Source organism: Sinorhizobium alkalisoli (assembly GCF_008932245.1).
GTDB lineage: Bacteria > Pseudomonadota > Alphaproteobacteria > Rhizobiales > Rhizobiaceae > Sinorhizobium > Sinorhizobium alkalisoli.
Genome location: NZ_CP034910.1, coordinates 410,291 through 433,927 on the forward strand (window position 1 = coordinate 410,291; position 23,637 = coordinate 433,927).

General features: G+C 60.5%; 25 protein-coding genes and 1 pseudogene. 11 read left to right on the plus strand and 15 right to left on the minus strand.

All coding sequences use genetic code 11. The annotated features are described in order from the left end of the window. Nucleotides 1–85: 85 nt before the first annotated feature. The 3 genes from EKH55_RS19540 (at nt 86) to EKH55_RS19550 (ending at nt 1,800) form a co-directional block, all read left to right on the plus strand. Nucleotides 86–985: a LysR family transcriptional regulator gene (locus EKH55_RS19540; protein ID WP_151612591.1), complete on the plus strand. Its 900-nt coding sequence runs from the start codon at nt 86–88 to the stop codon at nt 983–985. A gap of 207 nt (nt 986–1,192) precedes the next feature. Continuing rightward, nucleotides 1,193–1,447, plus strand: a complete 255-nt coding sequence (locus EKH55_RS19545) for a type II toxin-antitoxin system HicA family toxin (RefSeq protein ID WP_069456457.1) — start codon at nt 1,193–1,195, stop codon at nt 1,445–1,447. Continuing rightward, on the plus strand, nt 1,444–1,800 hold the full coding sequence (locus EKH55_RS19550; RefSeq protein ID WP_069456458.1) for a type II toxin-antitoxin system HicB family antitoxin: 357 nt from the start codon (nt 1,444–1,446) through the stop codon (nt 1,798–1,800). Before EKH55_RS19545 ends, EKH55_RS19550 begins: the two co-directional genes overlap by 4 nt. A gap of 645 nt (nt 1,801–2,445) precedes the next feature. Here EKH55_RS19550 and EKH55_RS19555 read toward each other — a convergent pair. After that, nucleotides 2,446–2,817 (minus strand): ArsR/SmtB family transcription factor, encoded by a 372-nt coding sequence (locus EKH55_RS19555; RefSeq protein WP_207543999.1) that lies wholly within the window; start codon nt 2,815–2,817, stop codon nt 2,446–2,448. A gap of 309 nt (nt 2,818–3,126) precedes the next feature. On the opposite strand from EKH55_RS19555, the pseudogene EKH55_RS19560 reads away from it, so the two are divergent. From EKH55_RS19560 to EKH55_RS19570, 3 genes and pseudogenes are all read left to right on the plus strand, one after another. Continuing rightward, nucleotides 3,127–3,284: pseudogene (locus EKH55_RS19560) on the plus strand (Y-family DNA polymerase); the annotation flags it as partial. A gap of 94 nt (nt 3,285–3,378) precedes the next feature. Further along, nucleotides 3,379–3,960 (plus strand): glutathione S-transferase N-terminal domain-containing protein, encoded by a 582-nt coding sequence (locus EKH55_RS19565; protein WP_151612593.1) that lies wholly within the window; start codon nt 3,379–3,381, stop codon nt 3,958–3,960. Further along, nucleotides 3,957–4,829 (plus strand): alpha/beta fold hydrolase, encoded by an 873-nt coding sequence (locus EKH55_RS19570; protein ID WP_069456461.1) that lies wholly within the window; start codon nt 3,957–3,959, stop codon nt 4,827–4,829. The genes EKH55_RS19565 and EKH55_RS19570 overlap by 4 nt, the downstream gene beginning before the upstream one ends. A gap of 90 nt (nt 4,830–4,919) precedes the next feature. On the opposite strand, the gene EKH55_RS19575 is transcribed toward EKH55_RS19570, so the two are convergent. From EKH55_RS19575 to EKH55_RS19605, 7 genes are all read right to left on the minus strand, one after another. Then, on the minus strand, nt 4,920–5,354 hold the full coding sequence (locus EKH55_RS19575; RefSeq protein ID WP_151612595.1) for a VOC family protein: 435 nt from the start codon (nt 5,352–5,354) through the stop codon (nt 4,920–4,922). Between the two features lie 439 nt (nt 5,355–5,793). After that, a complete protein-coding gene (locus EKH55_RS19580) occupies nt 5,794–6,846 on the minus strand; it encodes a GlxA family transcriptional regulator (RefSeq protein WP_151612597.1) in 1,053 nt (350 codons plus the stop codon). A gap of 164 nt (nt 6,847–7,010) precedes the next feature. Next, nucleotides 7,011–8,105: an ABC transporter ATP-binding protein gene (locus tag EKH55_RS19585; protein WP_151612599.1), complete on the minus strand. Its 1,095-nt coding sequence runs from the start codon at nt 8,103–8,105 to the stop codon at nt 7,011–7,013. Continuing rightward, a complete protein-coding gene (locus EKH55_RS19590) occupies nt 8,102–8,938 on the minus strand; it encodes an ABC transporter permease (protein ID WP_151612601.1) in 837 nt (278 codons plus the stop codon). The genes EKH55_RS19585 and EKH55_RS19590 overlap by 4 nt, the downstream gene beginning before the upstream one ends. Then, complete coding sequence (locus EKH55_RS19595; protein ID WP_151612603.1) at nt 8,935–9,780, minus strand: ABC transporter permease; 846 nt, start codon at nt 9,778–9,780, stop codon at nt 8,935–8,937. Before EKH55_RS19595 ends, EKH55_RS19590 begins: the two co-directional genes overlap by 4 nt. Nucleotides 9,781–9,896: 116 nt before the next feature. After that, a complete protein-coding gene (locus tag EKH55_RS19600) occupies nt 9,897–11,033 on the minus strand; it encodes an extracellular solute-binding protein (RefSeq protein ID WP_151612605.1) in 1,137 nt (378 codons plus the stop codon). Nucleotides 11,034–11,123: 90 nt separating this feature from the next. Beyond that, nucleotides 11,124–12,038, minus strand: a complete 915-nt coding sequence (locus EKH55_RS19605) for a LysR substrate-binding domain-containing protein (protein WP_069457684.1) — start codon at nt 12,036–12,038, stop codon at nt 11,124–11,126. Between the two features lie 98 nt (nt 12,039–12,136). Between EKH55_RS19605 and EKH55_RS19610 the strand changes: the two genes are divergently transcribed. Next, nucleotides 12,137–12,916 (plus strand): creatininase, encoded by a 780-nt coding sequence (locus EKH55_RS19610; protein ID WP_151612606.1) that lies wholly within the window; start codon nt 12,137–12,139, stop codon nt 12,914–12,916. A gap of 218 nt (nt 12,917–13,134) precedes the next feature. Here EKH55_RS19610 and EKH55_RS19615 read toward each other — a convergent pair whose 3' ends face one another. Then, nucleotides 13,135–14,349, minus strand: coding sequence for a M24 family metallopeptidase (locus tag EKH55_RS19615; protein WP_069457682.1), 1,215 nt, complete (start codon nt 14,347–14,349; stop codon nt 13,135–13,137). A gap of 254 nt (nt 14,350–14,603) precedes the next feature. Between EKH55_RS19615 and EKH55_RS19620 the strand changes: the two genes are divergently transcribed. Then, entirely contained in the window at nt 14,604–15,533 is a 930-nt protein-coding gene (locus EKH55_RS19620) for a complex I NDUFA9 subunit family protein (RefSeq protein WP_210249923.1), read from the plus strand. 23 nt (nt 15,534–15,556) lie between these two features. On the opposite strand, the gene EKH55_RS19625 is transcribed toward EKH55_RS19620, so the two are convergent. The 3 genes from EKH55_RS19625 to EKH55_RS19635 are packed head-to-tail and all read right to left on the minus strand — an operon-like array spanning nt 15,557 to nt 17,543. Further along, nucleotides 15,557–16,795 carry an RNA polymerase sigma factor gene (locus EKH55_RS19625; protein WP_151612608.1) on the minus strand — a complete coding sequence of 413 codons (1,239 nt, stop codon included), beginning with the start codon at nt 16,793–16,795 and terminating at the stop codon, nt 15,557–15,559. Between the two features lie 18 nt (nt 16,796–16,813). After that, nucleotides 16,814–17,173 (minus strand): YciI family protein, encoded by a 360-nt coding sequence (locus EKH55_RS19630; RefSeq protein ID WP_069457680.1) that lies wholly within the window; start codon nt 17,171–17,173, stop codon nt 16,814–16,816. 10 nt (nt 17,174–17,183) lie between these two features. Next, nucleotides 17,184–17,543 carry a YciI family protein gene (locus tag EKH55_RS19635; protein ID WP_151612610.1) on the minus strand — a complete coding sequence of 120 codons (360 nt, stop codon included), beginning with the start codon at nt 17,541–17,543 and terminating at the stop codon, nt 17,184–17,186. Between the two features lie 154 nt (nt 17,544–17,697). On the opposite strand from EKH55_RS19635, the gene EKH55_RS19640 reads away from it, so the two are divergent. Then, nucleotides 17,698–17,952 (plus strand): hypothetical protein, encoded by a 255-nt coding sequence (locus tag EKH55_RS19640; RefSeq protein WP_131820476.1) that lies wholly within the window; start codon nt 17,698–17,700, stop codon nt 17,950–17,952. On the opposite strand, the gene EKH55_RS19645 is transcribed toward EKH55_RS19640, so the two are convergent. Continuing rightward, nucleotides 17,894–18,370 carry an Lrp/AsnC family transcriptional regulator gene (locus EKH55_RS19645; RefSeq protein ID WP_069457678.1) on the minus strand — a complete coding sequence of 159 codons (477 nt, stop codon included), beginning with the start codon at nt 18,368–18,370 and terminating at the stop codon, nt 17,894–17,896. The genes EKH55_RS19640 and EKH55_RS19645 overlap by 59 nt on opposite strands. Before the next feature lie 84 nt (nt 18,371–18,454). On the opposite strand from EKH55_RS19645, the gene EKH55_RS19650 reads away from it, so the two are divergent. Then, entirely contained in the window at nt 18,455–19,468 is a 1,014-nt protein-coding gene (locus EKH55_RS19650) for a threonine ammonia-lyase (protein WP_151612612.1), read from the plus strand. Here the strand turns inward: EKH55_RS19650 and EKH55_RS19655 are convergent. Both EKH55_RS19655 and EKH55_RS19665 read right to left on the minus strand, forming a co-directional pair. After that, nucleotides 19,461–20,978, minus strand: a complete 1,518-nt coding sequence (locus tag EKH55_RS19655) for a sulfatase family protein (protein WP_151612614.1) — start codon at nt 20,976–20,978, stop codon at nt 19,461–19,463. The two genes, EKH55_RS19650 and EKH55_RS19655, sit on opposite strands and share 8 nt — an antisense overlap. A 272-nt stretch (nt 20,979–21,250) precedes the next feature. Further along, a complete protein-coding gene (locus tag EKH55_RS19665) occupies nt 21,251–22,060 on the minus strand; it encodes a glycerophosphodiester phosphodiesterase (RefSeq protein WP_151612618.1) in 810 nt (269 codons plus the stop codon). A gap of 190 nt (nt 22,061–22,250) precedes the next feature. On the opposite strand from EKH55_RS19665, the gene EKH55_RS19670 reads away from it, so the two are divergent. Continuing rightward, nucleotides 22,251–23,624 (plus strand): ABC transporter substrate-binding protein, encoded by a 1,374-nt coding sequence (locus tag EKH55_RS19670; RefSeq protein ID WP_151613886.1) that lies wholly within the window; start codon nt 22,251–22,253, stop codon nt 23,622–23,624. Nucleotides 23,625–23,637 lie beyond the last annotated feature (13 nt).

A 23,637-nucleotide genomic window follows, 5' to 3' on the forward strand; every position in this document is an offset into this window, starting at 1 on the left:
GAAATTCGGAAATGGTCTTTCGCCAATTATTGTTGCGCGCTATGCATCAATATAAAAACGACCAAAACCCTGAGATTGCTTGGCCATGGATCTCGAAGCCGGACTTGAGCTCACCCAATCCTTCCTAATAGTTGCAGAGGAACTGAACTTCCGCCGCAGCGCTGAACGGCTGAATGTCGATCAGTCGGCGCTTACCCGCCGCATCCAGAAGCTGGAGCATCTCCTGGGTTTCGCTCTCTTTGAGCGCAGCACGCGAGAAGTGTCGCTAACGCCGGCTGGCCGCCGCTTCTACGAGGAGAACGCCCGGCTGATGCACGATTATGCTCGTTCGGTGAAGGCTGCCCGCCTGGTTGCCGAAGGCAAGACCGGTGAGCTGCGCGTTGCCTACATGGCGTTCGCCGCGACCGAATTGATGCCAAATGCGGTGCTGCGCTTCCGCAACGCCTATCCACATGTTGAGGTGAACCTTCGCTACATCCGCACACAGGGGCAGAAGCTTGCCCTGGCCGATGACGAGGTCGACGTCGGCTATATGATCGGGCCGTTCGACCATACCGACTTTCACAGTCTGCTGCTCACCTCGGACCCGCTCTACGTTGTTACTCCGCGGAATCATGCGCTACTCCACAGACCCGAGATCAGGCCGGCAGACCTCGCCGACTACAACCTCATCCTCGGCGACATGATCGAGTGGGAAGCTTATCGCTGGCGGCTCAACGAGATGTTCTCTGCCGAAGGCGTGCCGCTCAACATCACGCTTGAGGCCTCGAACACCCTAGCGTTGCTGGGGCTGGTAGCCGCAGGTCTCGGCGTCACGGTCTACCCGGAAAGCCTGATCGGCTTCCTCGGTCGCAACGTCGAGGTGCGGCCGATCATGCATCCCGATTTCCGCATCCAGACAATTCTTGTGTGGAAGCGTTCCAACCGGGCGAAGTCGGTCCGTCATTTCGTCGACATTGCCAAGAACCTGCCGCCGCGCATCTGAGAGAACGGCCGCAGATTCAGCTCCAGCAGGTTGATATGGAGACCGCCGTCCAACGAAGGACGCTCGCCTTGAAGGGGCACGAATTGTCGGCCGTGATTATTTGCCCCGCCACGGCGACTTCTCCGATCTTGGGAAGGAACCTTCGTTCGCCATCCAGCTGACGATTTTGTGCTTGCATAATCAGCAAGCATCTTTATATTTGCTAGCATGAACAGCAAGCAGAGAAAGACCCTCGCGGCCGTATTCAAGGACCCGGTCTCGGGAACCATTGAATGGGCCGCTATAGAGAACCTGCTTGTAGCTGTCGGAGCGAACGTAATCGAGGGAAACGGTTCCCGCGTTAAGTTTGAAAAGGACGGCATCATTGCGAGCTTCCATCGACCTCATCCGGACAAGGAAGCAAAGCGCTATCAGGTGCGCGATGCTCGCGAGTTCCTGATGCAGATTGGAGTAACCCCATGAACACCATGACCTACAACGGCTATCACGCTCGCATCGAATACGACGCTGAGGACGAAGTGTTTTTCGGCAAGATTGCAGGTATCTCCGATGTAATCGGCTTTCACGGTGACAGCGTCGCTGAACTCAAGAAAGCCTTCCAAGAGGCAGTCGATGACTACCTCGAGACCTGCAACAAAATCGGCAAAGAGCCTCAACGACCCTATTCTGGGAAGATGATGTTTCGTGTCGCTCCCGAAGTCCATCGCCGAGCAGCTCTCGCCGCTGAGCTTTCGGGAAAGAGTCTCAACCAGTGGGCAGAAGAGGTGCTGGAAAAAGCCGCCGACCACTTTTCCGAGGCACGCCTGTCAGCGTAGTACCGTTGCGGCCATCGTAGAACCGTTCACCATATCGCTCACCGGCGACTCCGATGAACTGATGAACTGGCGTTCCATTCGATACATATGCGACTTTCGCAGCACAGAACGAGAACGCCAGCTGACTCCGCCGCCAACGGAAGGCTGCCATTTGTACTCTGCACAAGCATGGAACCCGGGAAGCAATCAAGAAGAAGAAGACTATTTAGATGGAGCGCATCTCGTAAAGAGCCGTTTCACCCGTGTAGGTGCCAAGGCGGCCGCAAGGCCCGCCTGCCCTGCTCCATTGACCAGTGCATCAGACTTGGAACAGTCGTCATTCGAAATGTGCCTCTTTTGCGGGGAACGTCGCGGTAAGCGTTCTTCAGAATGGAAAGGGAGCGTAGAAATTTCTGATCCCGACCACAGGGTGGTCACATCGGGCGTCGAACTTCCAGAGCGGCTCCACGCGGCGGCAAGACGGATCGGTGCGGTAGGGATGCACCGCCAACTGGCCAGAAGCGATTGGAATGCCTGAGCTTACGCAGCCAACGAGAGTTATTGCGGTGATCAGCATGGCGCTTGCGATCCGTGTCTGCGCCAGAACAATGATTATTACGTGCATCCATGCGTCCTTATGCATATTTATGGTAAAATTCAATCGACCTATCGCGGCTCGGCCGGGCAACATAGCGGCAGCACAGCCTTGAGCTGGCCCAGGATTGCCTCAAAGCGCTGGATGCTGGCGAGAGCGTCAAGTTCATAGAACACATGCCGCCCTTCCTGACTGGCGCACACGATCCCCCCGCGTTCGAGCACTTGAAGGTGCCGCGAGATCACCGAGCGGTCTTGCGGAAGCTCTTCAGCAATGGCACCGACATCCGATCGACCCTTCCGGATCAGGACCAATATAATCTCGATACGGACAGGTTCGCACAGGGCGCGGAAGAACTGCGCATCAAGGATGCCGGCAACTCTGTCGGCCGCAGCTTGGCGAGAAATGCAGGAGCTATCGGGTGCGGTGGAATTCTGCGTCATGATATATGCATATGTGCACATTCAGACACATGTCAAGAGGTTGAAGCGACATCGCTGCCAGATGGTGGCGGGATTTGGAGGGAAGCAGGCCCCGCAGTGATTTCCATTCCTCCTCCATCAGACCGCCTCGCATCTACTGGTCTCCGCTAACTCCGCATGGCAATGGGCTGCGAGCGCATGCAGACGCCGGAGGGTGACAAATGCGGCGCGCACTTCCCTTGTCTGGGCGATATAAGTAGTCCTGATGGAAGCTAGGCTACGACAACCGACGAAGGCAGCGAGCGGCCGCGCAAGATCGTTCACGTGGACATGGATGCCTTCTACGCGTCCGTCGAACAGCGCGACAATCCGGAACTCAGGGGCCTGCCGGTGCCGTCGGTCATCCTGCGGCCCGTGGTGTCATGGCCGCCCCAGCTACGAGGCACGGAAGTTCGGTGTCCATTCGGCGATCCCTTCGGTGACACCATTCGTCGTCCTTCCAAAACCGCTTGCATTGTCGAAGCGATCTATCTATTTTGCAACCAGTTGTAGTTTGCAATCATTAGCGAAGGAGTCGGATCGATGAAGCTCTACTCAGCGCCCGGTTTCACCAGCTTGGCCGACCATATCGCGATGCTGGAGGCTGGAATTCAGTTCGACTTGGTCAAGGTCGACCTCGAGACTAAACAGATTGAAGGCGGCGGCCGTTACACGGACATCAACCCGACGGGCTATGTGCCTGCCCTTATGTTTGACGATGGTGAGGTACTGACCGAGAATGTCGCGATCCTGGCATTGATCGCCGATCGCGCACCGGAGCTCGCGCCGCATGGTCAACTGGGTCGGTACCGCCTGCTCGAGATGCTGAGCCTCATCGCGACCGAGATTCACAAGCGCTTTCCCACCTACTTGTCGCTTCCGGAGGAAGTCAGGGGGCTGACCGGCCAGCAAATATTGCACTGGTTTGGGTTCCTCGCGGGCCGATTGGATCGGGGTTACCTTTTCGGAGAGACCTTTACGGTTGCGGATGCCTATCTCTTCCAATTGGCGTGGGGTGCGGCGCAACTCGGGTTCCCTCTGCCCGAACCGTTTGGCGATTACATCGCACGGATCGAACAGCGGCCTGCGGTGCAAGCGGCGCTGCGCCGCGAGGGCCTCGCATGAGTGAGCTAGTCATTCGCACTGATGGGGTCGAGCTCGCGACGCAGAACTTCGGCAATCCAACCCATCCACCGCTACTTCTCATCATGGGCGGAATGGCGTCCATGCTGTGGTGGCCAGACGAATTCTGTCATCGGCTTGCCGAGCGGGGCCGGTTCGTCATCCGCTATGACCAGCGTGATTCCGGTCTTTCGACGAAATATCCCCCCGGTCAGCCGGGCTACACCTTCGACGACGCCGTCGATGACGTTTTCCGCGTTCTCGACGGCTACGGGATTTCGAAAGCCCATATCGTCGGCTTTTCCCTGGGCGGCATGGTGGGCCAAGTCGCTGCGCTGAAGAGTCCGCAACGCATGCTTTCCCTGACGGCGGTGAGCACGTCGCCGGTGGGAGTGAACACGTCCGACCTTCCGGCCAGCGGCGAGGCTTGGATGGAACATATGTCCGTGGAGGCGGACTGGTCGGACCGGGCAGACGCGGTCGCGTACCTGGTCGAGGACGCGCGCCTGACTGCCGGGACGGCGCATCCGTTCGACGAAGCCGGGACCCGCGCCTTCATCGAACGGGATTTCGACCGGTCCGGAGGCTATCTCAGCGCCACCAACCACAGCATCCTCTTTGAGGTCGGCGAGAGGTGGCAGGGCCGCCTGAACCAAATAAAAGTGCCCCTTCTCGTCGTTCATGGCACGGCCGATCCGGTTTTTCCAGTTGAACACGGGGAGGCCCTCGCGCGAGCGGTAGCGAATGCGAACTTCATGAAGATCGAAGGTGGCGGCCATGAAATTCATCCCGGAGATTGGGAAGAGATCATTTCTGCTATCGACGAACAAGTCGGGGAACGAAGTCCCTTCAAGCGAGACAAGACCAAGTGACGGTGGAGATATCGAATCGTGCCGACTTTTATGACGGCGTTCGGGTCCCGCCACCGGACAAGCGCGAGGTCGAGCTTGTCGTAGGGCCGATCAATCACCCAAGCCTTCGGGCGGCAGATTGGCCGGGTTCCACACGACCTCCCACAGATGCCCGTCTGGATCGGTGAAATATCCGGCATATCCACCATAGAATGTCTTTTCGGCAGGTTTTACGATCCGCGCGCCGGCACCGGCTGCCTCTTCCATGACCTCGTCCACTTCGCTTCGGCGGGAGACATTATGGCCGATCGAGAACGACGTCGCGCTGGATGGGGCCTTCGGCAAGCCGCTGTCATGCGCCAGGTCGTCCTGCGCCCAGATTGCCAGTTTCATGCCGCTCGCGAGATCGAAAAACGCCACGGCGCCATGCTCGAATTCGCGGCCGACGATCCCTTGCGTGGGCAGGTTCAGACCGTCGCGATAGAACGCAAGCGACCGTTCCAGGTCGGCGACGCCAAGCGTCAGGACAGATATCCGTGCCTTCATGATCATTCCTCCATCCGATCGAGCTATGCCATGTCGCAGCATTGACTCACTGCCAGCCTAGTGTTGGAAGCAGATTTTTCTTGGGCTCGGAACGAGCCGGTCCCTTCACCGGTCGGCGAGAACAGCCACGAGATCCTTCAAGCCGGTTATCTTGACATTTGCCTGAGACGCCTCGGGCCGCCGCGCAGGCACGAATCCCCAAGGACTGCGAATGAGAGCACCGCGAACAGCCCGGCCTGCCTTGATGGAAGCACATCATTGTCGCGCCAGCCCCCCAACAGGCGGATGATGCATATGGTCGGCCACGACGCCGCATTTTCAGAGCGCCGCTGCCGCTTCCTCCGGTTGGTTGCCAGCTATACCCTACAGCAGGGCTGCCGTTCATACTCGGCACACACAACAATGCCAATGCGCACTGCATGGCAATCAAGACGACGACTTAGATGGAACGCATCTCGTATAGAGCGGTCTCTCCGGGCGCTTCTCGATTGCGTGCTGCGGAATCTCGGATTTCTGCGGGCGTCGTGCCGTAGGTGCGCCGAAACTCCTTGGTAAAGTGGGACGTGTTCACAAAGCCGACATCGAGCGCAACCTCGATGATCGGCTTCTTGCTCGTCAGCAGAATCTGCCTCGCCCGGTCCAACCGGAGGCGACGGAACGCCAGCGCGGGCGACATCCGCGCCTTTTCGGTGAACAGCCGCTCCAGTTGGCGTCTCGAGAGCCCGACCGAGGCGGCAAGCCCATCAATGGTAATCCCGCCTTCAAGATGCTGCTCCATGGTGATCAGCGCGGCCGCGACACGGGAGTCGTTGAAATGCTCGCAAAGCGGCTGTCGCGTCTGGATGTCGAACTGGGAACGGGCCTTTTCGATCTGCAGCACTTCGAGCGCATTTCGCTCGGCATCCCGGCTGATATGTCGTCTCACCAGTGCGGCGGCGAGGTCGGCGGCACTGCTTCCCCCTGCACACGAGCCGCGCTTGCGCTCCAGGTTGAACAGCCGGTCCGGCCGCACGTCATGATCGGGAAAACGTTCGCGGAACTCATGAAAGTGAAGCCAGCTCACACAGGTCTCGTGTCCTTTCATCAGGCCGGCTTCGGCGAGAATGAAAGAACCGGTGCACAGACCGAGCAAGGGCACCCCTTTGGAAGCGGTGAGTTTGAGAAACCGAATGGTTTCATGGTCAACTGGCTGCTCGACGGTAAGCAGGCCTCCGACGACTGCAATATAGAATTGACGAGGATCGACGAAGTCCGAAGTGGGGGCAACCTGAACGCCGCAGCTCGAGGTGATCAGGTGCCTGGTGCTGCCGAGCACCTGCCAATCCGCGAGCACCCGGCCTGATCGGTCGAGCTGGTCGCTTGCCAGGCGCAGGGTGTCGACGAACAGGGCGAAGGCCGACAGCGTGAAGGATCGCGCGAGGACGAAGCCGATTCTCAGCCGACGCGGCCGGGGGACGGCCTCCGATGACAACGATTGAACCGAACGTTCCATTTTTTCTGGCCCTTCTACTTATGTGGTGGCGGGCGAACGTGAATAAGGATAGGCAGCCGGCGCGCAGGCCGAGACATGTCGCGAGACCACTAGGCGGCCAATGAATTTCCGCTCTGACTGTGTTTGCGCTGCCGGCCGGCAGGACCGCACGCGCAGGCGCAAATCTATTCGCACGGCAGAATGTGCGCGGCCTCGGGACGCCAAGACACCCAGATCTTGGCACCCGGCGACAAATTGAGGTGCTCGAGTTCGTCGTGGCTCTTCTGGGCCTTGATCTCGATGCGCCCTGTGCCTTCGAGATGAATTACCGCCGTGGCACCGACGAACTCCTCACCCACCACCGAGGCTTCTATGCCGTTGTATCCATCGGCCGGTGGCTCACAGCCGAGATGCACCCGGTCGCCCGAGACCACGAAGGTCGCCCTTTCCCCCTTGGCGAGGGGCTTGACCATGTCGGGCGCGACGATGAATTCGCCGGCGGGCGTCGCGATCTTCGCCGTCCTGCCGTTAACGCCTGACACGTTGCCGGCGAAGATGTTGGACGAGCCCAGGAATTCCGCGACGAATCTGGTGCGCGGGGCGCGATAGATTTCCTGCGGATTACCGATCTGCTCGATCCGCCCACGGCTCATGATCACGACGCGGTCGGCCATCGAGAAAGCTTCCGATTGGCTGTGCGTGACATAAACGAAGGTGATGCCGAGCTCCCGCTGGAGGTTGGAAAGTACCGTTTGCATGCGTACCTTGAGATGCGCGTCGAGCGCCGACAACGGCTCGTCGAGGAGCAGGATTTCCGGCTCCGTCACCAGCGAGCGGGCGAGCGCGACGCGCTGGCGCTGGCCGCCCGAAAGATGCGCCACATTGCGGTCGGCGAATTCGGTGATCTGCATCCGCTCCAGCCACTTGTCGACGCGCTTGCGGCGCCCGGCCTTGTCCACGCCGCGCATGCGAAGGCTGAACTCGACGTTCTCGCGCACGGTCAGGAACGGGAACAGCGCGAGACTTTGCCACACCATCGGCGTATCGCGTCGCCAGGTCGGCAGGTCGTTGATGCGCTTTCCGGCGAGACGGATCTCGCCTTCGCTCGGCGCTTCGAGGCCGGCCAGCATGCGCAGCGTCGTGGTCTTGCCGCAACCGCTGGAGCCCATGATGGCGAGGAACTCGCCCTTGCGGATTTCGAAATCGGTCTTCTCGACGGCAACGAAACTGCCGAACCGTTTGACGACACAGTCGAAGACAACGAGAGCCTTGTCGGTCATGACACCTGTACTCCGGCTAGGTCGGCGGCCGCCTTGGGCGCACCGCTGCGTTTCATGAGGAGGATCTGAGCAAGCACCACCAGCGTCATCGAGGCGATGAAGACAAAGGTGCCGATGACATTGATGCGTGGACTGACCTGCCCCTGCAGGAAACCGAGCACCTTGACGGGCAGCGTCTCATTGAGGCCCGAGACGAACCAGGCGACGGCGAACTCGTCGAAGGACACTGCCATGGTGATGAACAACGCCGCAAAGATCGCCGGCCGGCAGAAGGGGATGATGACGTGGCTCATCGCCATCCATTCAGACGCGCCGAGGTTCCATGCCGCTGCCTCCAGAGAAGGATCCATCTGCGAAAGCCGCAGCCGCACGATGGCCATGGCGAAAGGGGCGCACATCACCACATGGGCGATAATGACCGAATGGATGGCGCCCGACAGGCTGATGTTGGAAAGGAAGGCGAGCATCGCAAGACCCAGGATGACCACCGGGATGGTTGGCGGTAGCAGCGCCAGCGCCACGTAGAAGGTCTTGCCGAAGAATTTGTAGCGAAAGTCGGTATAGGCGGCGCCGAAGCCGATGGCCGTCGCCAACACCGACACTACCAGACCGGCCGTCAGCGTGTTGCGCAGCCCTTCCCAGACAAGCGGATCGGCGGCCACGGTCTCGTACCAAATGGTCGAGAAGCCGCCGAGCGGAAGCGAGGGGAAACGGTCGACGTTGAAGGAGAAGACGAAGCTTGCGGCGATCGGCGCAAAGATGAAGGCGAAGGCCAGCAACACGTAGAACTTCAGTGCCCAGTCGATCAGGCGGTTGCGGTTGAAGCCACTCATTGTCCGCGCTCCTTGTAGGCATAGCTCACCGCAGCGAAGGCGACCGCGAGCAGCGTTGCGATCATCGTGAGGGCAATCACTGCCGCCCGCGGCCATTGCTGACCCGATTTGGTGGTGTCGGTGATCAGGATGGAAAGCGTCGGCGGGTCGCCGCCGCCCAGGTAGAGGGGGCTGACGAAGTCGCCGAAGGTCAGGATGAAGCAGAACAGAGCGGCGATGACGAGGCCGATCTTGGCCGACGGCACGATGACCTCGAAGACGGTGCGCACGCGCCCGCAGCGCAGGTTGTGCGCCGCCTCGATCAGCGTCCTGTCAACGAAGATCAGGCTGAACAGTTGCAGGAGCACGACCAGCGGGAAACTCAGAGTCAGATAGCCGACCATCGTCCCGAACACCGAATTGAGCATCCCGAACGGCCCGAGCCCGACCCGGGCTAACAGGGCGTTGATGATGCCGTTATCGGACAGGAAGATCTGCCAGGAATAGACACGCACCAGATAGCTGGTGAAGAAGGGGATGACCATCAGGAAGATGGCCCAGCGCCGCGCGGTATCCGAAAGCTTGAAGGCGATCGCATAGGCGCAGGGAAAGGCCAGCGCGCTGGAGATGACGGCTGCCGATGTGGCCAGTGCGAAGGTGCGCAGGTAGGCATCCCAGAAGACGCCGCGGCCGAGCATCCTGACCCAGTTGACGGTGTCGAAGTCCGGTTCCATGCGGAAATTCTTGACCGTCCAGAAGCTGAGCGCGATCAGGAACAGCAGCGGCGCGAGGAAGAACATCACCTGCCAGACCAGCATCGGCAGCGAGAAGGTCAATCCGTAGAGAGTGATCGATTTCCGCATCGTGTCGGTTCCATGCTCACACGAGCGCGCGGCCCAGGCCGCGCTGAATTGATTGTCGGAATGACCGGATGGGCGCCCGCAAACGGTTGCGGCATGCAAGCCTTTCGGCGCGCCGCTCAAGAGCCCTTGTATTCCGACCAGAAGTCGTTCCAATCCTCGAGGCTCTGCTGAACCGGTAACTGCCGGTACTTGATGCGGCCGTTGCGGATCAGGTCCATGACGTTGCTCTCACTGAGCATCATACCCTGACGCTTGGCTTCCTCCGGCGTTTCCTTCGCCAACAATTCCCACCCCTTCTGGTTTGGGATTAGCGCCGGATAGGCCGCCATGTTCGCAGACTTCACCTGGCCTTGAGCCGAGGTGATGTACTGGATCCATTTTCTGGCGAGCTCCGCTTTGGTCGAGCCCTTGCCGATCGAGAAGGATTCGGTCCACTGCAGGCCACCCTCTTCGGGGATGACGCTGCGTACCTTGGCGCCGTCCTTCTCCAGCGTACCGGTGATCCAGTCGCCGATGCCGGCCATGGCCAGCATCTGACCGTTCTGCAGCGACGAGAAGGTGCCGCCATAGTCGAAGAAGCCGCCAATCTGCGGACGCAGCGTCGTCACTTTCTCCTGCAGCTTGCCCCAGGCCGTCTCATCGATGTCGTAGGGCGAGGCGTTGCCTTCGAGCAGGCCGATCTGGCCGAGATTGGGCAGGTGCCAGTCGAAGTGCCCAACCTTGCCCTTCAGCTTCTCGGCCCAATAGACGTTGTACGTAGAGGCTTCCTTTTCGGTCAGCGCCTCGGTGTTATAGGCGACACCCAGAAAGCCGAAGCGGGTGAGCACCGAATAGAGCTTGCCGTCCTGCCAATGGCCGGCGAATTGCTGGAATTCGGGGAAATAGTCGTCGAAGTCATAATCCTTCGGATCGAGCTCCTCGATGTAGCCGGCAGCATTGAGCTGCTGCACATATTCGGCGTCGGAAAGGATGACATCGAAGGTGCCGGGAGGTGACTGCGCGATGAGCCCCAGCATGTTGTCGCCGCCGGTATAGTATTTCGGCTTGAACTTGACGTTGTTTTCAGCCTCGAATTCGGCAACAACATCGGGCTCGGCGTGTCCATACCAAGCGAGCATGTTGAGCTCGACCGGTGCGGCGAAGGCAAGCCTGCCGAGATACGGCGTTGCCAAAAGCCCACCGCCGACAACGGTTGCACTCTTTAAAAATTCGCGTCGCGTCGGACGCCCTGCCGAAGTGCCCTTGTGGGTCATCGCATTCCCCTTTCGTTGTTATTGCCGAAAGGGTATGGAAGGCGAACCCATTTGAAAAATTAATTGTAGTTATTTTCCCATTTGCGTCACTTATTGATGATCAAGCCCCACATGGCCGCGTGCCGGATCCCCGGAGACGCCCGTCTCGTCCAGCCGGGCAATCACGTGGTTGACCAGGCGAATACCCGCCTCCGACAGGCGCGGGTGTTTGTAGAACAGGCCAACCCGGATTTCGTCCAGCGGCGGAAAGCCGTCGGAATCGTCCAATGCCCGCATGCCGGGCAACATAGTGTATCGGGTCAGCGCACTCACACCGAGACCGTTGACCACCGCGTTCTGCAGCCCGGCGATGCCAGAACCGGTATAGGCGACGCGCCAGCGAATGTGAGCCGCATCGAGCGCCTGGATCATCCGCGACCTGTAGGCGCAGCCCTCCGGATGGGCGGCGAGCGGAATGCCAGCCGACGGATCGAAGCTGACGTCTTCCGCGGCGGCCCAGATCGGCCGCTCGATCCACGAGCGGGACAGAAATTGCGCGCGGTCGTTGTTAACCATCGCGACGGCGAGATCGAGCTCGTCCGCCCGCAGCCGCTCCAGGATCTCCACACTCCAACCGCAATAGATCTCAAGCGAGATGTCAGGATGCTGGCGGGTGTACTCCGTGATGACACCCTGCAGGAAGGCGACGGCATAGTCGTTCGGCAAGCCGACGCGAAGCACGCCCGAGATGGTGGCCCGGTTGAAATAGGATGCGACCTCGTCGTTGAGCCGCAGTATTTCGCGGGCATAGCTCAGCAGCATCTCGCCTTCGCTGGTCAGCATCAGGGTGCGCCCCACCTGCTTGATGATGGGTGCGCCGACCAGTTCCTCAAGTCTGCGTATCTGAAGCGAGATCGCCGGCTGCGTGCGGCCGAGAGCGTCTCCGGCTTTGGTGAAGGCACCGAGATCGACAACCGATACGAAGGTGCGGAGCAGGTCGGTCTGAAAGTTGATTATCTTGCGCATTGATTTCAATTCCTCATACGAGGATGACTATTATAAATTTCCCATATCATGCGAACGGCTTCAAATCATCGGGTGATGAGTCAAATTGGGAGATCACCATGCCTCAGCAGTCTGTCTTTGCCGCCGAGCTTTCCTGGCCCGACTATGACGAACGTGTCCGCAACGGCACCACGCCCATCCTGTTACCGATCGGCTCGATGGAGCAGCATGGCCACCATATGCCGATGAACGTCGACGTGCTGCTGCCGGTCGAATTCGCCCGCCGCGTTGCTGGCCGCATCGGCGCACTGGTGGCGCCGCCGTTCACCTATGGCTATAAGTCGCACCAGAAGTCCGGTGGCGGCAATCATCTGCCCGGCACCACCAGCCTTGACGGCGCGACCTTGGTGGCTGCTTTGCGCGATGTCATCAAGGAGTTCGCGCGCCACGGCGTGCGCCGCATCTGCCTGGTGAACGGCCATTTCGAGAATTCATGGTTCATCGTCGAGGGCATTGACCTGGCCCTGCGCGAGTTGAAATGGGGCGGCATCGAGGACATGAAGATCGTCGTGCTGTCCTATTGGGACTTCGTTGACAAAGCAACGATCGCTCGACTCTATCCAAACGGCTTTGCGGGTTGGGATCTCGAACATGGCGGCGTTCTGGAAACCTCGCTTATGCTGGCCCTTTACCCGAAGCAGGTGAGACTCGAGCGCGCCGTAGACCACGCGCCGGCAAGTTTCCCGCCATACGACGTCTATCCGCCCAAGCCGGAGTGGACGCCCGTCAGCGGCACGCTGTCTTCGCCCAAGGAAGCCTCCGCGGAAAAGGGCGAGATTCTCCTGGAGGTCTGCGTCGACGGCATCGTCAAGGCGCTCGAGAGCGAATTTCCACGCTGACGCCGTGCCCGCCGCAATGCCGCAAGCCCATCCATCAGGATCGGGAAAGGCCTTCCTGGCTTGCAACATGAGACGCGAGACCCACCCTCCCCGCCTCTTGCGCAGGCCGCCGGCTGATCCGGCAAATATCGTAATGAAACACAAAGGGTTCGCGGTGGACCGGCAATGCCGGTCCACCGTATTCAGGATAAATCATGAACTAACCGAACCGAGATCCCTCAGTTCCTGATGATGTTGTGCTCCGGACCGAAGGGAAAGCCGGTGATGTTCTCGGCGCCGTCTTCCTGGATGATCAGGATGTCATGCTCGCGATAGCCGCCAGCGCCCGGCATGCCCTCGGGCAGCATGACCATTGGTTCCATCGACACCACCATGCCCGGCTCGAGCACCGTGTCGATGTCCTCCCGCAGTTCCACGCCCGCCTCGCGCCCATAATAATGGCACAGCACTCCAAAGGAGTGACCATAGCCGAATGAGCGGTACTTCAGCAGATCCCATTCTTGATACATCTCATTGAGTTCGAGCGCGATGTCCTTGCAGCGCGCGCCAGGCTTGATGAGCTCCAGGCCGCGGCGGTGAACCGCCACGTTCTTCTCCCATATATCGAGGCTGGCATCATCGACACGGTCGCAGAACAGTGTGCGCTCGAGCGCCGTATAGTAACCGAAGATCATCGGGAAGGTGTTCAGCGACAGGATATCGCCCGACTGGATCTTGCGATTGGTCACGGGGTTGTGGGCCCCGTCGGTGTTGATACCAGACTGAAACCAGGTCCAGGTGTCCATCAGTTCAACGAAGGGAAACGACTTGGCGATTTCGCGGATCATCGCGTTCGTGGTGGCGATCGCCACCTCATGCTCCGCCACGCCAGCGCGTACCGCTGCCACGCAGGCCGCACCACCCACGTCGCAGACACGAGCTCCCTCACGGATCAGCTTCTGCTCTTCAGCCGACTTGATCGTGCGCATCCACATCGACGGTTGGCCGACGTCAACGAACTCGACGCCAGGCAGAGCCTCCTCGAGCTGACGGCGGAAATCGACCGAGACATGGTCGAACTCAATGCCGATGCGCCTGGCCCCCGTCGTCAGCTGGCGCACGGCACGATAGAAATTGTCGCGGCGCCAATCAGTGTAGGTAATGTTGTCGCCGAAGCTGCGGCGCCAAGGCTGGCCACCGTCGATGCCGGCCGAGATCGTAGTGGCATTGCTATGGTCGATGACCATCCCGTACTTCCGGCCGAAGTAGCAGTAAAGCCAACCGGAGTAATAGTTGATGCAGTGATAGGAGGTGAATAAGGCCGCATCGACGTCGTTCTTGGCCATCCAGCCGCGTACATCATTCTGGCGGCGCGCCATTTCGGCATCCGAGAATGGCGAGAAATCCTTCTCGCCATTGTGCCATTTCATCACGTGCAACATGTTTTCGGTCATTGCGATACTCCCTTGCTGGCAATGAATGACCGCTACGTTAAATCTCGATATTGGATTAATAAAATTTATTCATCTGATGTCGGCATTTGGTATCTTAATGGGCATGGGCGCAGCCCGAACGACTGCGATCGTTCCGCTGCCGCTGCGCGTGGGCGCAGCGTTCGCCGCAAAAGACTGCATTTGTTATCTTGGATCAGCTTTCTTCACGCATAGGTCGGAGTCGGCGCGTATTCTCAAGCTGACGAGGTTAGGCCATGGCAGACATGAGCCACCGCATCTTCACTGTCTTCGGCGGGACCGGGTTTCTCGGGCGCCGCATTGTTCGGCATCTCCGCAGCGGCGGGTGTTCCGTTCGGATTGCAACAAGGCATCCGGATAAAGGCAAGAAGCTGTTTGGTTCCGATGATCCGCAGCTTCAATCGATCGAAGCCGACATCCACCACGAGCGCTCGATCGCCGACGCGCTTGGCGGCGCTCACGGTGTCCTCAATGCCGTCAGCCTTTATGTCGAACGCGGACGGCAGACCTTTCATTCCGTGCACGTCGAGGCGGCCCAGCGGGTAGCAGCTCAAGCACGCCGAGCCGGCGTCGAACGGCTCGTCCACGTTTCCGGAATCGGGGCGGATGCTGCCTCGTCATCGCGCTATATTCGCAAGCGTGGCGAAGGCGAACTGGCGGTTCGCGCCGCGTTTGCAGACGCCATATTGATCCGCCCGGCGGTGATGTTCGGGCCGGATGATGCGTTTCTCACCAACATCCTCAAACTTCTCCGCCGGCTTCCCGTCTATCCGATATTCGGCCGCGGCCTGACGAAATTGCAGCCGGCCTATGCCGACGATGTGGCGGAGGCGATCACGAGAGTGCTGCAGGGGGCCAAACCACATACGATCACATATGAATGCGGCGGTCCTCGCGTCTACTCGTACGCGCAGTTTCTTAAAGCCGTTGCGCACGAAGCCGGTCTTAGACCCATACTGCTTCCCGTGCCATTTGCCGCTTGGCAGGTACTGGCACGGGCGTTGGAATTGCTTCCCAGCCCGCCCGTCACCCGGAACCAGGTGGAACTGATGCAGGTCGACAATGTGTCATCGCCCGAGATGCCCGGATTTGCAGAGCTTGGAGTTTCGCCGCACTCCGTCGAGGAAATTCTCAAGGGCATGTTGCGGGACCCGCTGACTACTTAACTGAGGCCCGAGGCCGCGAGTGGCTACAGCGCGTTTGAGTCCGCAAGCTCTGCAATCCGCTTGCGAAGAAACGCTCTCTCCGGTTGCTGACGGCAGAGATCGAGGGCGGCCTGGTAGGCGAACCGCGCGTCGTGGAAACGCCCGAGCTGGCGAAGGAAATCGGCGCGGGCCGCATAGGCGAGATGATAGGTCCGCAGTTCGCCCCTCGACAAGATCGCTTCCACAATCTCGAGCCCTGCCGCCGGTCCCTTGCACATGGCAATGGCCACGGCACGGTTGAGTTCGACGATGGGAGATGGCCAGGCAAGCAGAAGCAGATCGTAGTGGGCGACGATGCGGCGCCAGTCGGTCTCTTTCGCAGTCCGCGCCCTCGCATGTTCCGCAGCGATGGCCGCCTGCAAGGCATAGTAGCCGATGGTCCGTCCGCGGGATGCCGTCTCGACCAGGGCAAGGCCCTCCCGGATCATTTCCGCATCCCAAAGCGAACGGTCCTGGTCGGCAAGCAGGACGATCTCGCCGGAGTTCCCCCGCCTCGCGGTCCGCCGAGACTCCTGCAACAGCATAAGGGCGAGCAGTCCCGAAACTTCGGCGTCCGGGAGAAGGGCCTGGAGCGTTCGGCAGAGGCGAATGGCCTCGACGGTCAGATCCGCTCTGGTGAACTCTCCTCCGGAGGAGGCCGAGTAGCCCTCGTTGAATACCAGATAGATGACGTGCAGGACGCCCTGAAGCCGGTCAGGCAGTTCGGCCTCATCGGGCACTTCGTAGGGGGTGGCCGCCGAGCGGATGCGGTTCTTCGCGCGAACGATCCGCTGCGCGACCGTGGCTGCGGGCATCAGGAAAGCATGCGCGATCTCTTCGGTCGTCAGCCCGCATATTTCCCTCAAGGACATGGCGATCTGCGCGTCCGCTGGAATGACGGGGTGGCAACAGGTGAAGATCAGGCGCAGCATGTCATCATCGATAATCTCGAAGTTCCCCACTTCCACGGCGGCGGCCGGATAGAGACTGTCCTCGACATCCTTCGCTCGAGCCTCGAAACGCGAACGTCTCCTCAGATGATCGATGGCCCGGAACCGCCCGGTCGAAACCAGCCATGCAGACGGGTTCGAGGGAACGCCATCGCGTGGCCAGCTTCGCGCCGCTTCGACGAATGCGTCATGCAGCGCCTCCTCCGCCCGATCGAAATCACCGAGCAGCCGGATCAAAGTTGCCAGCACCTTTCGGGATTGCGAACGGTAGATGTCGTCGATCAGCTTCTGCATGAAACATCTTTCGCCTTGTCAGTCCTTCTCCATGATGGAGTAAGCCGGGCGCACCTCCAGAGCGGCGAACCTCGCAAGTGGTGAACGGCTGGCGATGTGGAGGGCTTCGTCCATGCTTTCGGCCTTGAAGAGAATGATGCCACCGAGGAATTCCTTGATCTCGGCGAAGGGCCCGTCGGTGACCGAGACCTTGCCGTCGCGCGTGCGCACTGTTTTTGCGGTTGCCGGTGCCCGCAGAGCCTGAGCAAGGATCAGGTGGCCACCTTCGGCGAGCCCATCGTCGTAGGCCCTGCAGTCCGAGGTGAGCTTTTGCTGCTCCTCCTCGGACAGATCCTCGATTGCCGAGGTTTCGAACCATATCTGGCAAAGATAGTTCATCGCCCCCTCCTTAGGAATGATCGTCGAAATCAAGGATCGGCCGCACCTCTATGCTACCGAGCTTCGCGAGCGGGATGCCCGCGGCGATGCGGATCGCCTCGTTTAAATCCTTCGCCTCGACGAGGATGAACCCGGCGATCTGCTCCTTGCTTTCGGCGAATGGGCCGTCGGTCACCGAGATTTCGGCCTGACGCACTCGAACCACGACCGAATTCGACGGCGGCTGCAGTGCCTCGGCCGCAACCATATGGCCGCGCCTGGCGAGATCCTCATCGTATGCCAGGGAGTTCCGGTCGAGTTGGACCTGCTCCTCCTTGGACAAAGCCTCGAAGGTCTCCTCTTCGCACCAGACCAGACATAGATATTTCATACTGCGTTCCTCCTGTGGTTGACAGCCTGTTGACGATCAGCCCGGGCAGGTTTCGACAGAGCCCAGAAATTTTTCTGCGATCTGGCGAGCGCATGTCGAAATGCGATGCCGCCCTTCGACCATTGGTCGTCAATCCTCAGAAGGAGCGCCGGCCATGACCATCCTTGATGCCGCACTTTCAATTCAGATCCTCATGCGAGGCCAAGGGCTGAATGACATCAAAAATGGGGAGAGCCGCCGCGTTTTCTGGCGACTATGCGCTTTCGTGGCGATCCTGGCTACCACGGTCGGCGCGCTTGAAATCGCCACGCCGAAATCGCGGCTCGTCGCCGACCATGAGATGCTGCGCCTCATTTCAGCGGCAGTGCCAATCCCCGCTTCAGCGTCTTCAGGACGACATTCGTGGTGAATTTGCGGATGTTGGGGTTTTCGTTCATCAGCCGCTCGGCGAGCAGATCGAATTCCTGGATCGAGCCGCAGACGACGACGAGCGTATAGTCGCCGCGGCCGGTGATGCACCAAGCCTCCTGGACTTCGGGCGTTCTCGCGATCCATTGGTGCAGATTGACCATCAGTTCCGGCCGATCCCGCTCGAGCTCGAGTTCCACAAGCAGGGTCGCGCCGAAGCCGAGCTTTTTTGGATCGATGATGGAGACGTCACCAAGAATGATTTTCTCCGCACGCAAGCGCTGCAAGCGCCGCTGCGCCGACGATGTCGACAGGCCAGCCTTCATCGCAATCTCGTCGATCGTAGCCCGGGCATTCTCCTGCACGGTGCGCAGGATGGCCCGGTCGGTTGCCGTGAGCTTTGTGGGTGAAATATTCATTTTTTCATCCAATTAGGGAGATTCACTCGATCCTTGAACACTTCACTGCGACACTTTCCCAAGCAAGGCATCTATGCTGCCGCCATGACTGATTTGCAACATCTCCCCAGCGTCGACGGCATCCTTACCGCCTATGATGCAATCGATCCGCTCTTCCTGAACACGCCCCTGGTGCGGCACGCCGCGGCCGACGAGGCGCTCGGGCTGGAGTTCCATGCCAAGGTGGAAACGCTGAACCCGATCCGCGCCTTCAAGGGACGCGGCACCGACTGGCTTCTAGAGACGATGCCTGCCTCCGAGGCACCGCTCGTCACCGCTTCGGCCGGAAACTTCGGTCAAGGGCTCGCCTATGCCGCCGCCAAGCGGGGTCGCAAAGCGGTCATCTTCGCGGCGACGACCGCCAACCCGCTGAAGATCGTCGCCATGCGGCGCCTCGGCGCCGCGGTGCATCTGCATGGAGACGATTTCGACGCGGCTAAGACGGAGGCACGCCGCTTCGCCGAAGCAAAGACATATGCCTTCGTCGAGGATGGGGCGCATGGAGCAATCGCCGAGGGCGCGGGCACAATTGCGCTTGAGATCACGCGGCAGGCGGAACAGCGCGGCACGGCTTTCGACGCCATCCTCGTGCCGCTCGGCAACGGCGCGCTGCTGACCGGCGTCGGCACGTGGCTCAAGGCGCAGATGCCCTCGTGCCGCGTCATCGGCATCGTCGCCGAGGCCGCCCCTGCCATGCTGCTCTCCTGGCAGCGCGACGCTTTGATCAGCACACCTTCGGCACCGACGATCGCGGACGGTATCGCCGTTCGCGAGCCGATCCGATACGCACTCGCTTCGATGAAGGCAACCGTCGATGACGTCTGGACGGTCGGCGAGAATTCCATTCGCGCTGCCATGCGCTTCTGCCATACGCATTACGGTCTCGTCGTCGAACCGGCTGGCGCTGCCGGCGTGGCCGCGGCGCTCGAACACCGGGAAGAGCTCGCCGGGCAATCCGTGGCGACGATTCTGTGTGGCGGCAATCTGACACCGGAGCAGATGCGCGACTACCTTTGCGACGATCCGGTTGAACTGACCCGTCGCGCTCGTATTACTTAGCCTCGATCCCAATACGGGCGTAGGCTTCGGGCGGGGCATCATTGGCGCGCATGAGATCCTGCATGAGACGGATCATTGCCTCCTCGGCCTCCGGGGAAGAGATGGGCGAATCCTGTCCGGGATCATCGGCGAGGTCGTAGAGCCGGGTTTCGCTCTCAAGGAGCGCGCCGGGACCGTAGTTGTCGAACATCGGCGACCGCTTGATCACCGGTATCTTGAGAATGGGCGCCCCCTTCGTGAAGGGCATCGGCTGTGCCAGCGAAGCTCCGGCGAGTTCCTCCGGCGTGAACGGCTCCCAGATGTGCGTCGGCATCAGTGTGTATTGATAGAGCTCCTGCGCGCGAGGATCGGGTGGAAAGCGATGATAGGTATAGCGCCCATCGGTCACGTTGATCGCACCGCCGAAATAGCCGAATAGCGCGCCGTGCCGCAGCACGCCATCGGCGTCGAGCAGAGGCAGCAGGGAACGTCCCTGCATCTCGGCAGGGGCCGGCACGCCGAACAGATCGAGAAAGGTCGGCGCGAGATCGATGGTCTGGGTCAGGGCCGATCGCCGGACGCCGGCGCTTGCCCGTCGCCGCGGATCGTAGACGAAGAGCGGGATGTGTACGATCTCCTCATACATGTTCATCCGGTTCTTCGCCCAGAAATCATGCTCGCCAAGAAGAAAACCGTGGTCGGTGGTGACGACAAGCGCGGTATCGCGCCAGAGGTCATGCTGATCGAAATAATCGAGAAGCTCTCCGATGAGAACATCGCAGAGCGCAACGACGGCGTAGTAATTGGCGCGCAGTTCCTCGCATTCTTCCGGCAGCTCGTCGACGCGGCCATAGCGCGGCCAATCGCGAACCGGACCGTTCCAGCCCGTGGTGAATGCGTCGCGAAATCGCTGGGGCGCCATGAAAGGTTCATGCGGATCGAACGTCTCGATCTGCAGGAACCAGTTGTCCGCAGCCCGGTTTCGCTCGAGAAACTCCATACCGGTGGCGAAGCAGCGCACCGACGGGAACTCACTCTCCTCCCTGATGAACTCGCGGTTCGCGATGTTGCGGCGAAACTTGTCGCGTGCCGTCTCGCTGAATTGCCGCTCATGATACATCTGGCGCAGCCGCTCCCATGGTGGCTGCACCATCGCCTTCCAGGGGTCGCCCTCCTGCCCGCGGATGAAATCGTAGCTGTCATACCGGGTGTGATAGGTCGCGCCGCCGTCTTCGAAATAGTGGAAGTGATCGGTGACGAGGTGGCTGTACGCGCCGGCCCGGCACAGCATCTCGGGGAAGGAGTTGTCGAACGGCTCAAGCGGTCCCCAGCTCCTGTGGAGAAAGCTGAGCCGCCCTGTCTGCAGGTCGCGACGCGCCGGCATGCAGGGCAGGCTGCCGACGTAGTGGCGCTCGAACGTGGTCGCGCGCTCTGGCAAGCGGTCGAAATTGGGCGTCGGCAGACGCCTCCCTCCATATGGGGCGAGTACGTGTCGGTTGAGCGAGTCAAAAAGCACGAAAACGGCCTTCATCGTCCCGCGGCCTTCCCAAATAAAGCGGCTGGCGCGAATCCCTGGTCGGCCGACCGTCTGGCGCATCGGCCCGAAAATCGGACCCGATTTTCGGAAAGCTCGATGCGCAGATTCAAAGAGTTACAGCGACCTTTGCGCGTCTGAAAGCGTCTGAAAGACGCGCGGCGCTGTAAAAAAAAAGGCATCGGCTCATTTTCGCCGAAAGCGGCGCGGTCGCAACCGGCTTGTGCCTTCGTTCGATCCGATCTGATGAGGCTGCGGCACCCGCGGCCTCAGCCGGCGCGGCCGGCGCGCTTGACGAGCCTGGCGATAAACGGCACGTCATCTCCCGAGATCGTGTCGATGAGCCCGTCGGCGATCCATTGCACGAGGTCGGGCAAGGGATCGCGCCCGCCGCGCCAGTACTCGGCGAGGATCTCGGGACGCGGTATGTGTACACGGTTGCCGAAGCCGGCATCATGCAACGCCCTCGCATCGACCGGGTGGAACATGTCGAGTTCGATCGACACCGAGTTCGCGCTGCACGCCCTCAATACCCCGACGAGATCGGCGTGGCGCGCGTGAGTGATGGCTTCCGTCCTGAGGTCCGGATGGCGCTCGACTGCCCGCTTCAGCAGCACATGATCGAAGCAGATCACCATGACCCGGTCGGCGGCGCCCGTCGAGCGCAGCAGTCCTGTCACGAGGTCGACGGCAAGATCCGGCCGCTCCACCTCCTTGATCTCGAGCACAATGCCCACATTGCCGGCTTTCGCCCAATCGAGCACCTCGGCCACCTTCGGTATCTTCACTCCGGCGAAGGTCGAATGGAACCGGACACCCGCGTCCAGCCTGCGGATCTGCTCGAGGCTCAGGTCTGCCGCAAAGCCGTGTCCGTCTGTCGTCCGATCGACGGTCAGGTCGTGCAAAACGATCGGCTCACCGTCCGAGGTCAGGACGACGTCAATCTCGACCGCGGTCGCCCCTGCAGCCTTTGCGGCTTCGAATGCGGGCAATGTATTCTCGGGGTAATGGCGACTATAGCCGCGGTGGCCACAGACATGCACGCGTCCGGCTTCACGGGCAAGAAAGCGGAAGGCCATATCTAACCCCTATCGCGCCGCACGACTTCTTGACCGGCCGGCTCCGAGCGCTTCGCGGATCGACCCACCGGGCCCTCTAATGCGCAATCATAGTTGGACATTCCCCGAAGCGCATTCATAATGCTGTTGCATCATTGCAATAGTCAATGAAAGACACGATGAAATCGTGTCGCGGCTGGGAGAAATCATGATGTTTCACTGGAAAAATGGAACTGCCGCACTTCTGAGCGCGGCACTGGCAGGCGGCACTGCAGCATTCGTTATGGCCACGCCTCTGTTCGCACAGGAAGCCGTGAAGCTCGAACTCTGGTCGCGTCAGGATCCCTCGGGACCCCTGCGCGCAGGCAACGTGGTCAAGGCTGCCGAGCGGCTGAACAAGGAACTCGAAGCGGAGGGCTCCCCCAAGCGCGTCGAGGTTGTCGTCCGCGAGAGCCCCGCCAAGGGCTTCGACGACGACGCGCTGCAACTCCTCAAGGTCTTCGGCATCGGCGAGGGCCCGGATATGTTCATCGCCGCGCACGAATGGATCTGCGCCTTCCAGGAAGATGGCTTCGCTCTCAAACTGGACGACTACATCGCCAAGTATCCGCAGCACTTCGGGACGATATTTCCGTCGCTCTGGTCATCGGCGAAGTGCCCCGACGGCACCTACGCAATTCCGCAGGACGCGGAAGCGAGGATGTTCTTCTACAACAAGAAGCTTCTGCGCGAGGCGGGCTATGACGATGCCTTCATCGACTCCATGCCGGAGCGCACCCTGTCCGGCGACCTGACCATGGACGAACTGCTGGAGATCGCCAAGCAGGTCGTCGAGAAGACCAATGCGCAATACGGCGTGCTTCATCGGCCGAACAAAGGGCCGGACTACATCATGGCCTTCAACGCCTATGGCAACGACTTCGTCGATCCGGAAACCGGCAATTTGCTCCTCGAGCGCGACAAGCTCGCTGCCGCCTTCGGCTGGTTCGAGCGCGGGGTGAAGGCAGGTGTCATCCCGGCCAACAACACGGCGATGGAATTCGATGCACTGCGCAAGGAATTCTATACCGGCAACGCCGCGTTCTGGATGTACGGCATCTGGGATCTCGGCAGCGTCGCGTTCCCGACCTACGGCTTGCCACAGGAGGAGAAGGCCTTCTTCGAGGATTGGGGCTGGATCGCCGGGCCGGCGGCAGAGAAGGGCGGCTCGCCCGTCAGCCTGACTCACCCGATCGTCTATGTGATCGCGGCCAACACCAAGGAGCCGGAACTGGCCGTCCGCCTGCTTGGCCACGCTTCGGCAGCCGACCTCAACACCGATCACGCGGTCACGACGACACATCTCGGCATCAAGCCGGAGCAACTCGAAGATCCGCGCTATGCTGAGGCCTGGCCGCTCGCCAGGGCGACCGACCTGCTCAAGATCACCAAATTCCTGCCCAACAACGCACAGTTCGGCGAGCTCAACGGCATCATCTATGCCGGCATCCAGGGCGTGGAATCGGGGCGGTTGTCGGCGCAGGAAGCGGCTGATTTCGTCATCGACGAAGCATCGGCTTCCCTCGAGGACGTGATCGTCAAATAGGCCCCGATCGGTC

Coding starts and splice junctions, on each gene's coding strand:
- EKH55_RS19615 (WP_069457682.1), bottom strand. CDS start 14,349: ATGACCGAAAACATGTTGCACGTGATGAAATGGCACAATGGCGAGAAG.
- EKH55_RS19595 (WP_151612603.1), bottom strand. CDS start 9,780: ATGCGGAAATCGATCACTCTCTACGGATTGACCTTCTCGCTGCCGATG.
- EKH55_RS19590 (WP_151612601.1), bottom strand. CDS start 8,938: ATGAGTGGCTTCAACCGCAACCGCCTGATCGACTGGGCACTGAAGTTC.
- EKH55_RS19655 (WP_151612614.1), bottom strand. CDS start 20,978: ATGAAGGCCGTTTTCGTGCTTTTTGACTCGCTCAACCGACACGTACTC.
- EKH55_RS19580 (WP_151612597.1), bottom strand. CDS start 6,846: ATGGAACGTTCGGTTCAATCGTTGTCATCGGAGGCCGTCCCCCGGCCG.
- EKH55_RS19665 (WP_151612618.1), bottom strand. CDS start 22,060: ATGGCCTTCCGCTTTCTTGCCCGTGAAGCCGGACGCGTGCATGTCTGT.
- EKH55_RS19540 (WP_151612591.1), top strand. CDS start 86: ATGGATCTCGAAGCCGGACTTGAGCTCACCCAATCCTTCCTAATAGTT.
- EKH55_RS19565 (WP_151612593.1), top strand. CDS start 3,379: ATGAAGCTCTACTCAGCGCCCGGTTTCACCAGCTTGGCCGACCATATC.
- EKH55_RS19550 (WP_069456458.1), top strand. CDS start 1,444: ATGAACACCATGACCTACAACGGCTATCACGCTCGCATCGAATACGAC.
- EKH55_RS19600 (WP_151612605.1), bottom strand. CDS start 11,033: ATGACCCACAAGGGCACTTCGGCAGGGCGTCCGACGCGACGCGAATTT.
- EKH55_RS19625 (WP_151612608.1), bottom strand. CDS start 16,795: ATGCAGAAGCTGATCGACGACATCTACCGTTCGCAATCCCGAAAGGTG.
- EKH55_RS19585 (WP_151612599.1), bottom strand. CDS start 8,105: ATGACCGACAAGGCTCTCGTTGTCTTCGACTGTGTCGTCAAACGGTTC.
- EKH55_RS19645 (WP_069457678.1), bottom strand. CDS start 18,370: ATGAATATTTCACCCACAAAGCTCACGGCAACCGACCGGGCCATCCTG.
- EKH55_RS19670 (WP_151613886.1), top strand. CDS start 22,251: ATGTTTCACTGGAAAAATGGAACTGCCGCACTTCTGAGCGCGGCACTG.
- EKH55_RS19630 (WP_069457680.1), bottom strand. CDS start 17,173: ATGAACTATCTTTGCCAGATATGGTTCGAAACCTCGGCAATCGAGGAT.
- EKH55_RS19620 (WP_210249923.1), top strand. CDS start 14,604: ATGGCAGACATGAGCCACCGCATCTTCACTGTCTTCGGCGGGACCGGG.
- EKH55_RS19650 (WP_151612612.1), top strand. CDS start 18,455: ATGACTGATTTGCAACATCTCCCCAGCGTCGACGGCATCCTTACCGCC.
- EKH55_RS19635 (WP_151612610.1), bottom strand. CDS start 17,543: ATGAAATATCTATGTCTGGTCTGGTGCGAAGAGGAGACCTTCGAGGCT.
- EKH55_RS19640 (WP_131820476.1), top strand. CDS start 17,698: ATGACCATCCTTGATGCCGCACTTTCAATTCAGATCCTCATGCGAGGC.
- EKH55_RS19610 (WP_151612606.1), top strand. CDS start 12,137: ATGCCTCAGCAGTCTGTCTTTGCCGCCGAGCTTTCCTGGCCCGACTAT.
- EKH55_RS19545 (WP_069456457.1), top strand. CDS start 1,193: ATGAACAGCAAGCAGAGAAAGACCCTCGCGGCCGTATTCAAGGACCCG.
- EKH55_RS19555 (WP_207543999.1), bottom strand. CDS start 2,817: ATGACGCAGAATTCCACCGCACCCGATAGCTCCTGCATTTCTCGCCAA.
- EKH55_RS19605 (WP_069457684.1), bottom strand. CDS start 12,038: ATGCGCAAGATAATCAACTTTCAGACCGACCTGCTCCGCACCTTCGTA.
- EKH55_RS19575 (WP_151612595.1), bottom strand. CDS start 5,354: ATGAAGGCACGGATATCTGTCCTGACGCTTGGCGTCGCCGACCTGGAA.
- EKH55_RS19570 (WP_069456461.1), top strand. CDS start 3,957: ATGAGTGAGCTAGTCATTCGCACTGATGGGGTCGAGCTCGCGACGCAG.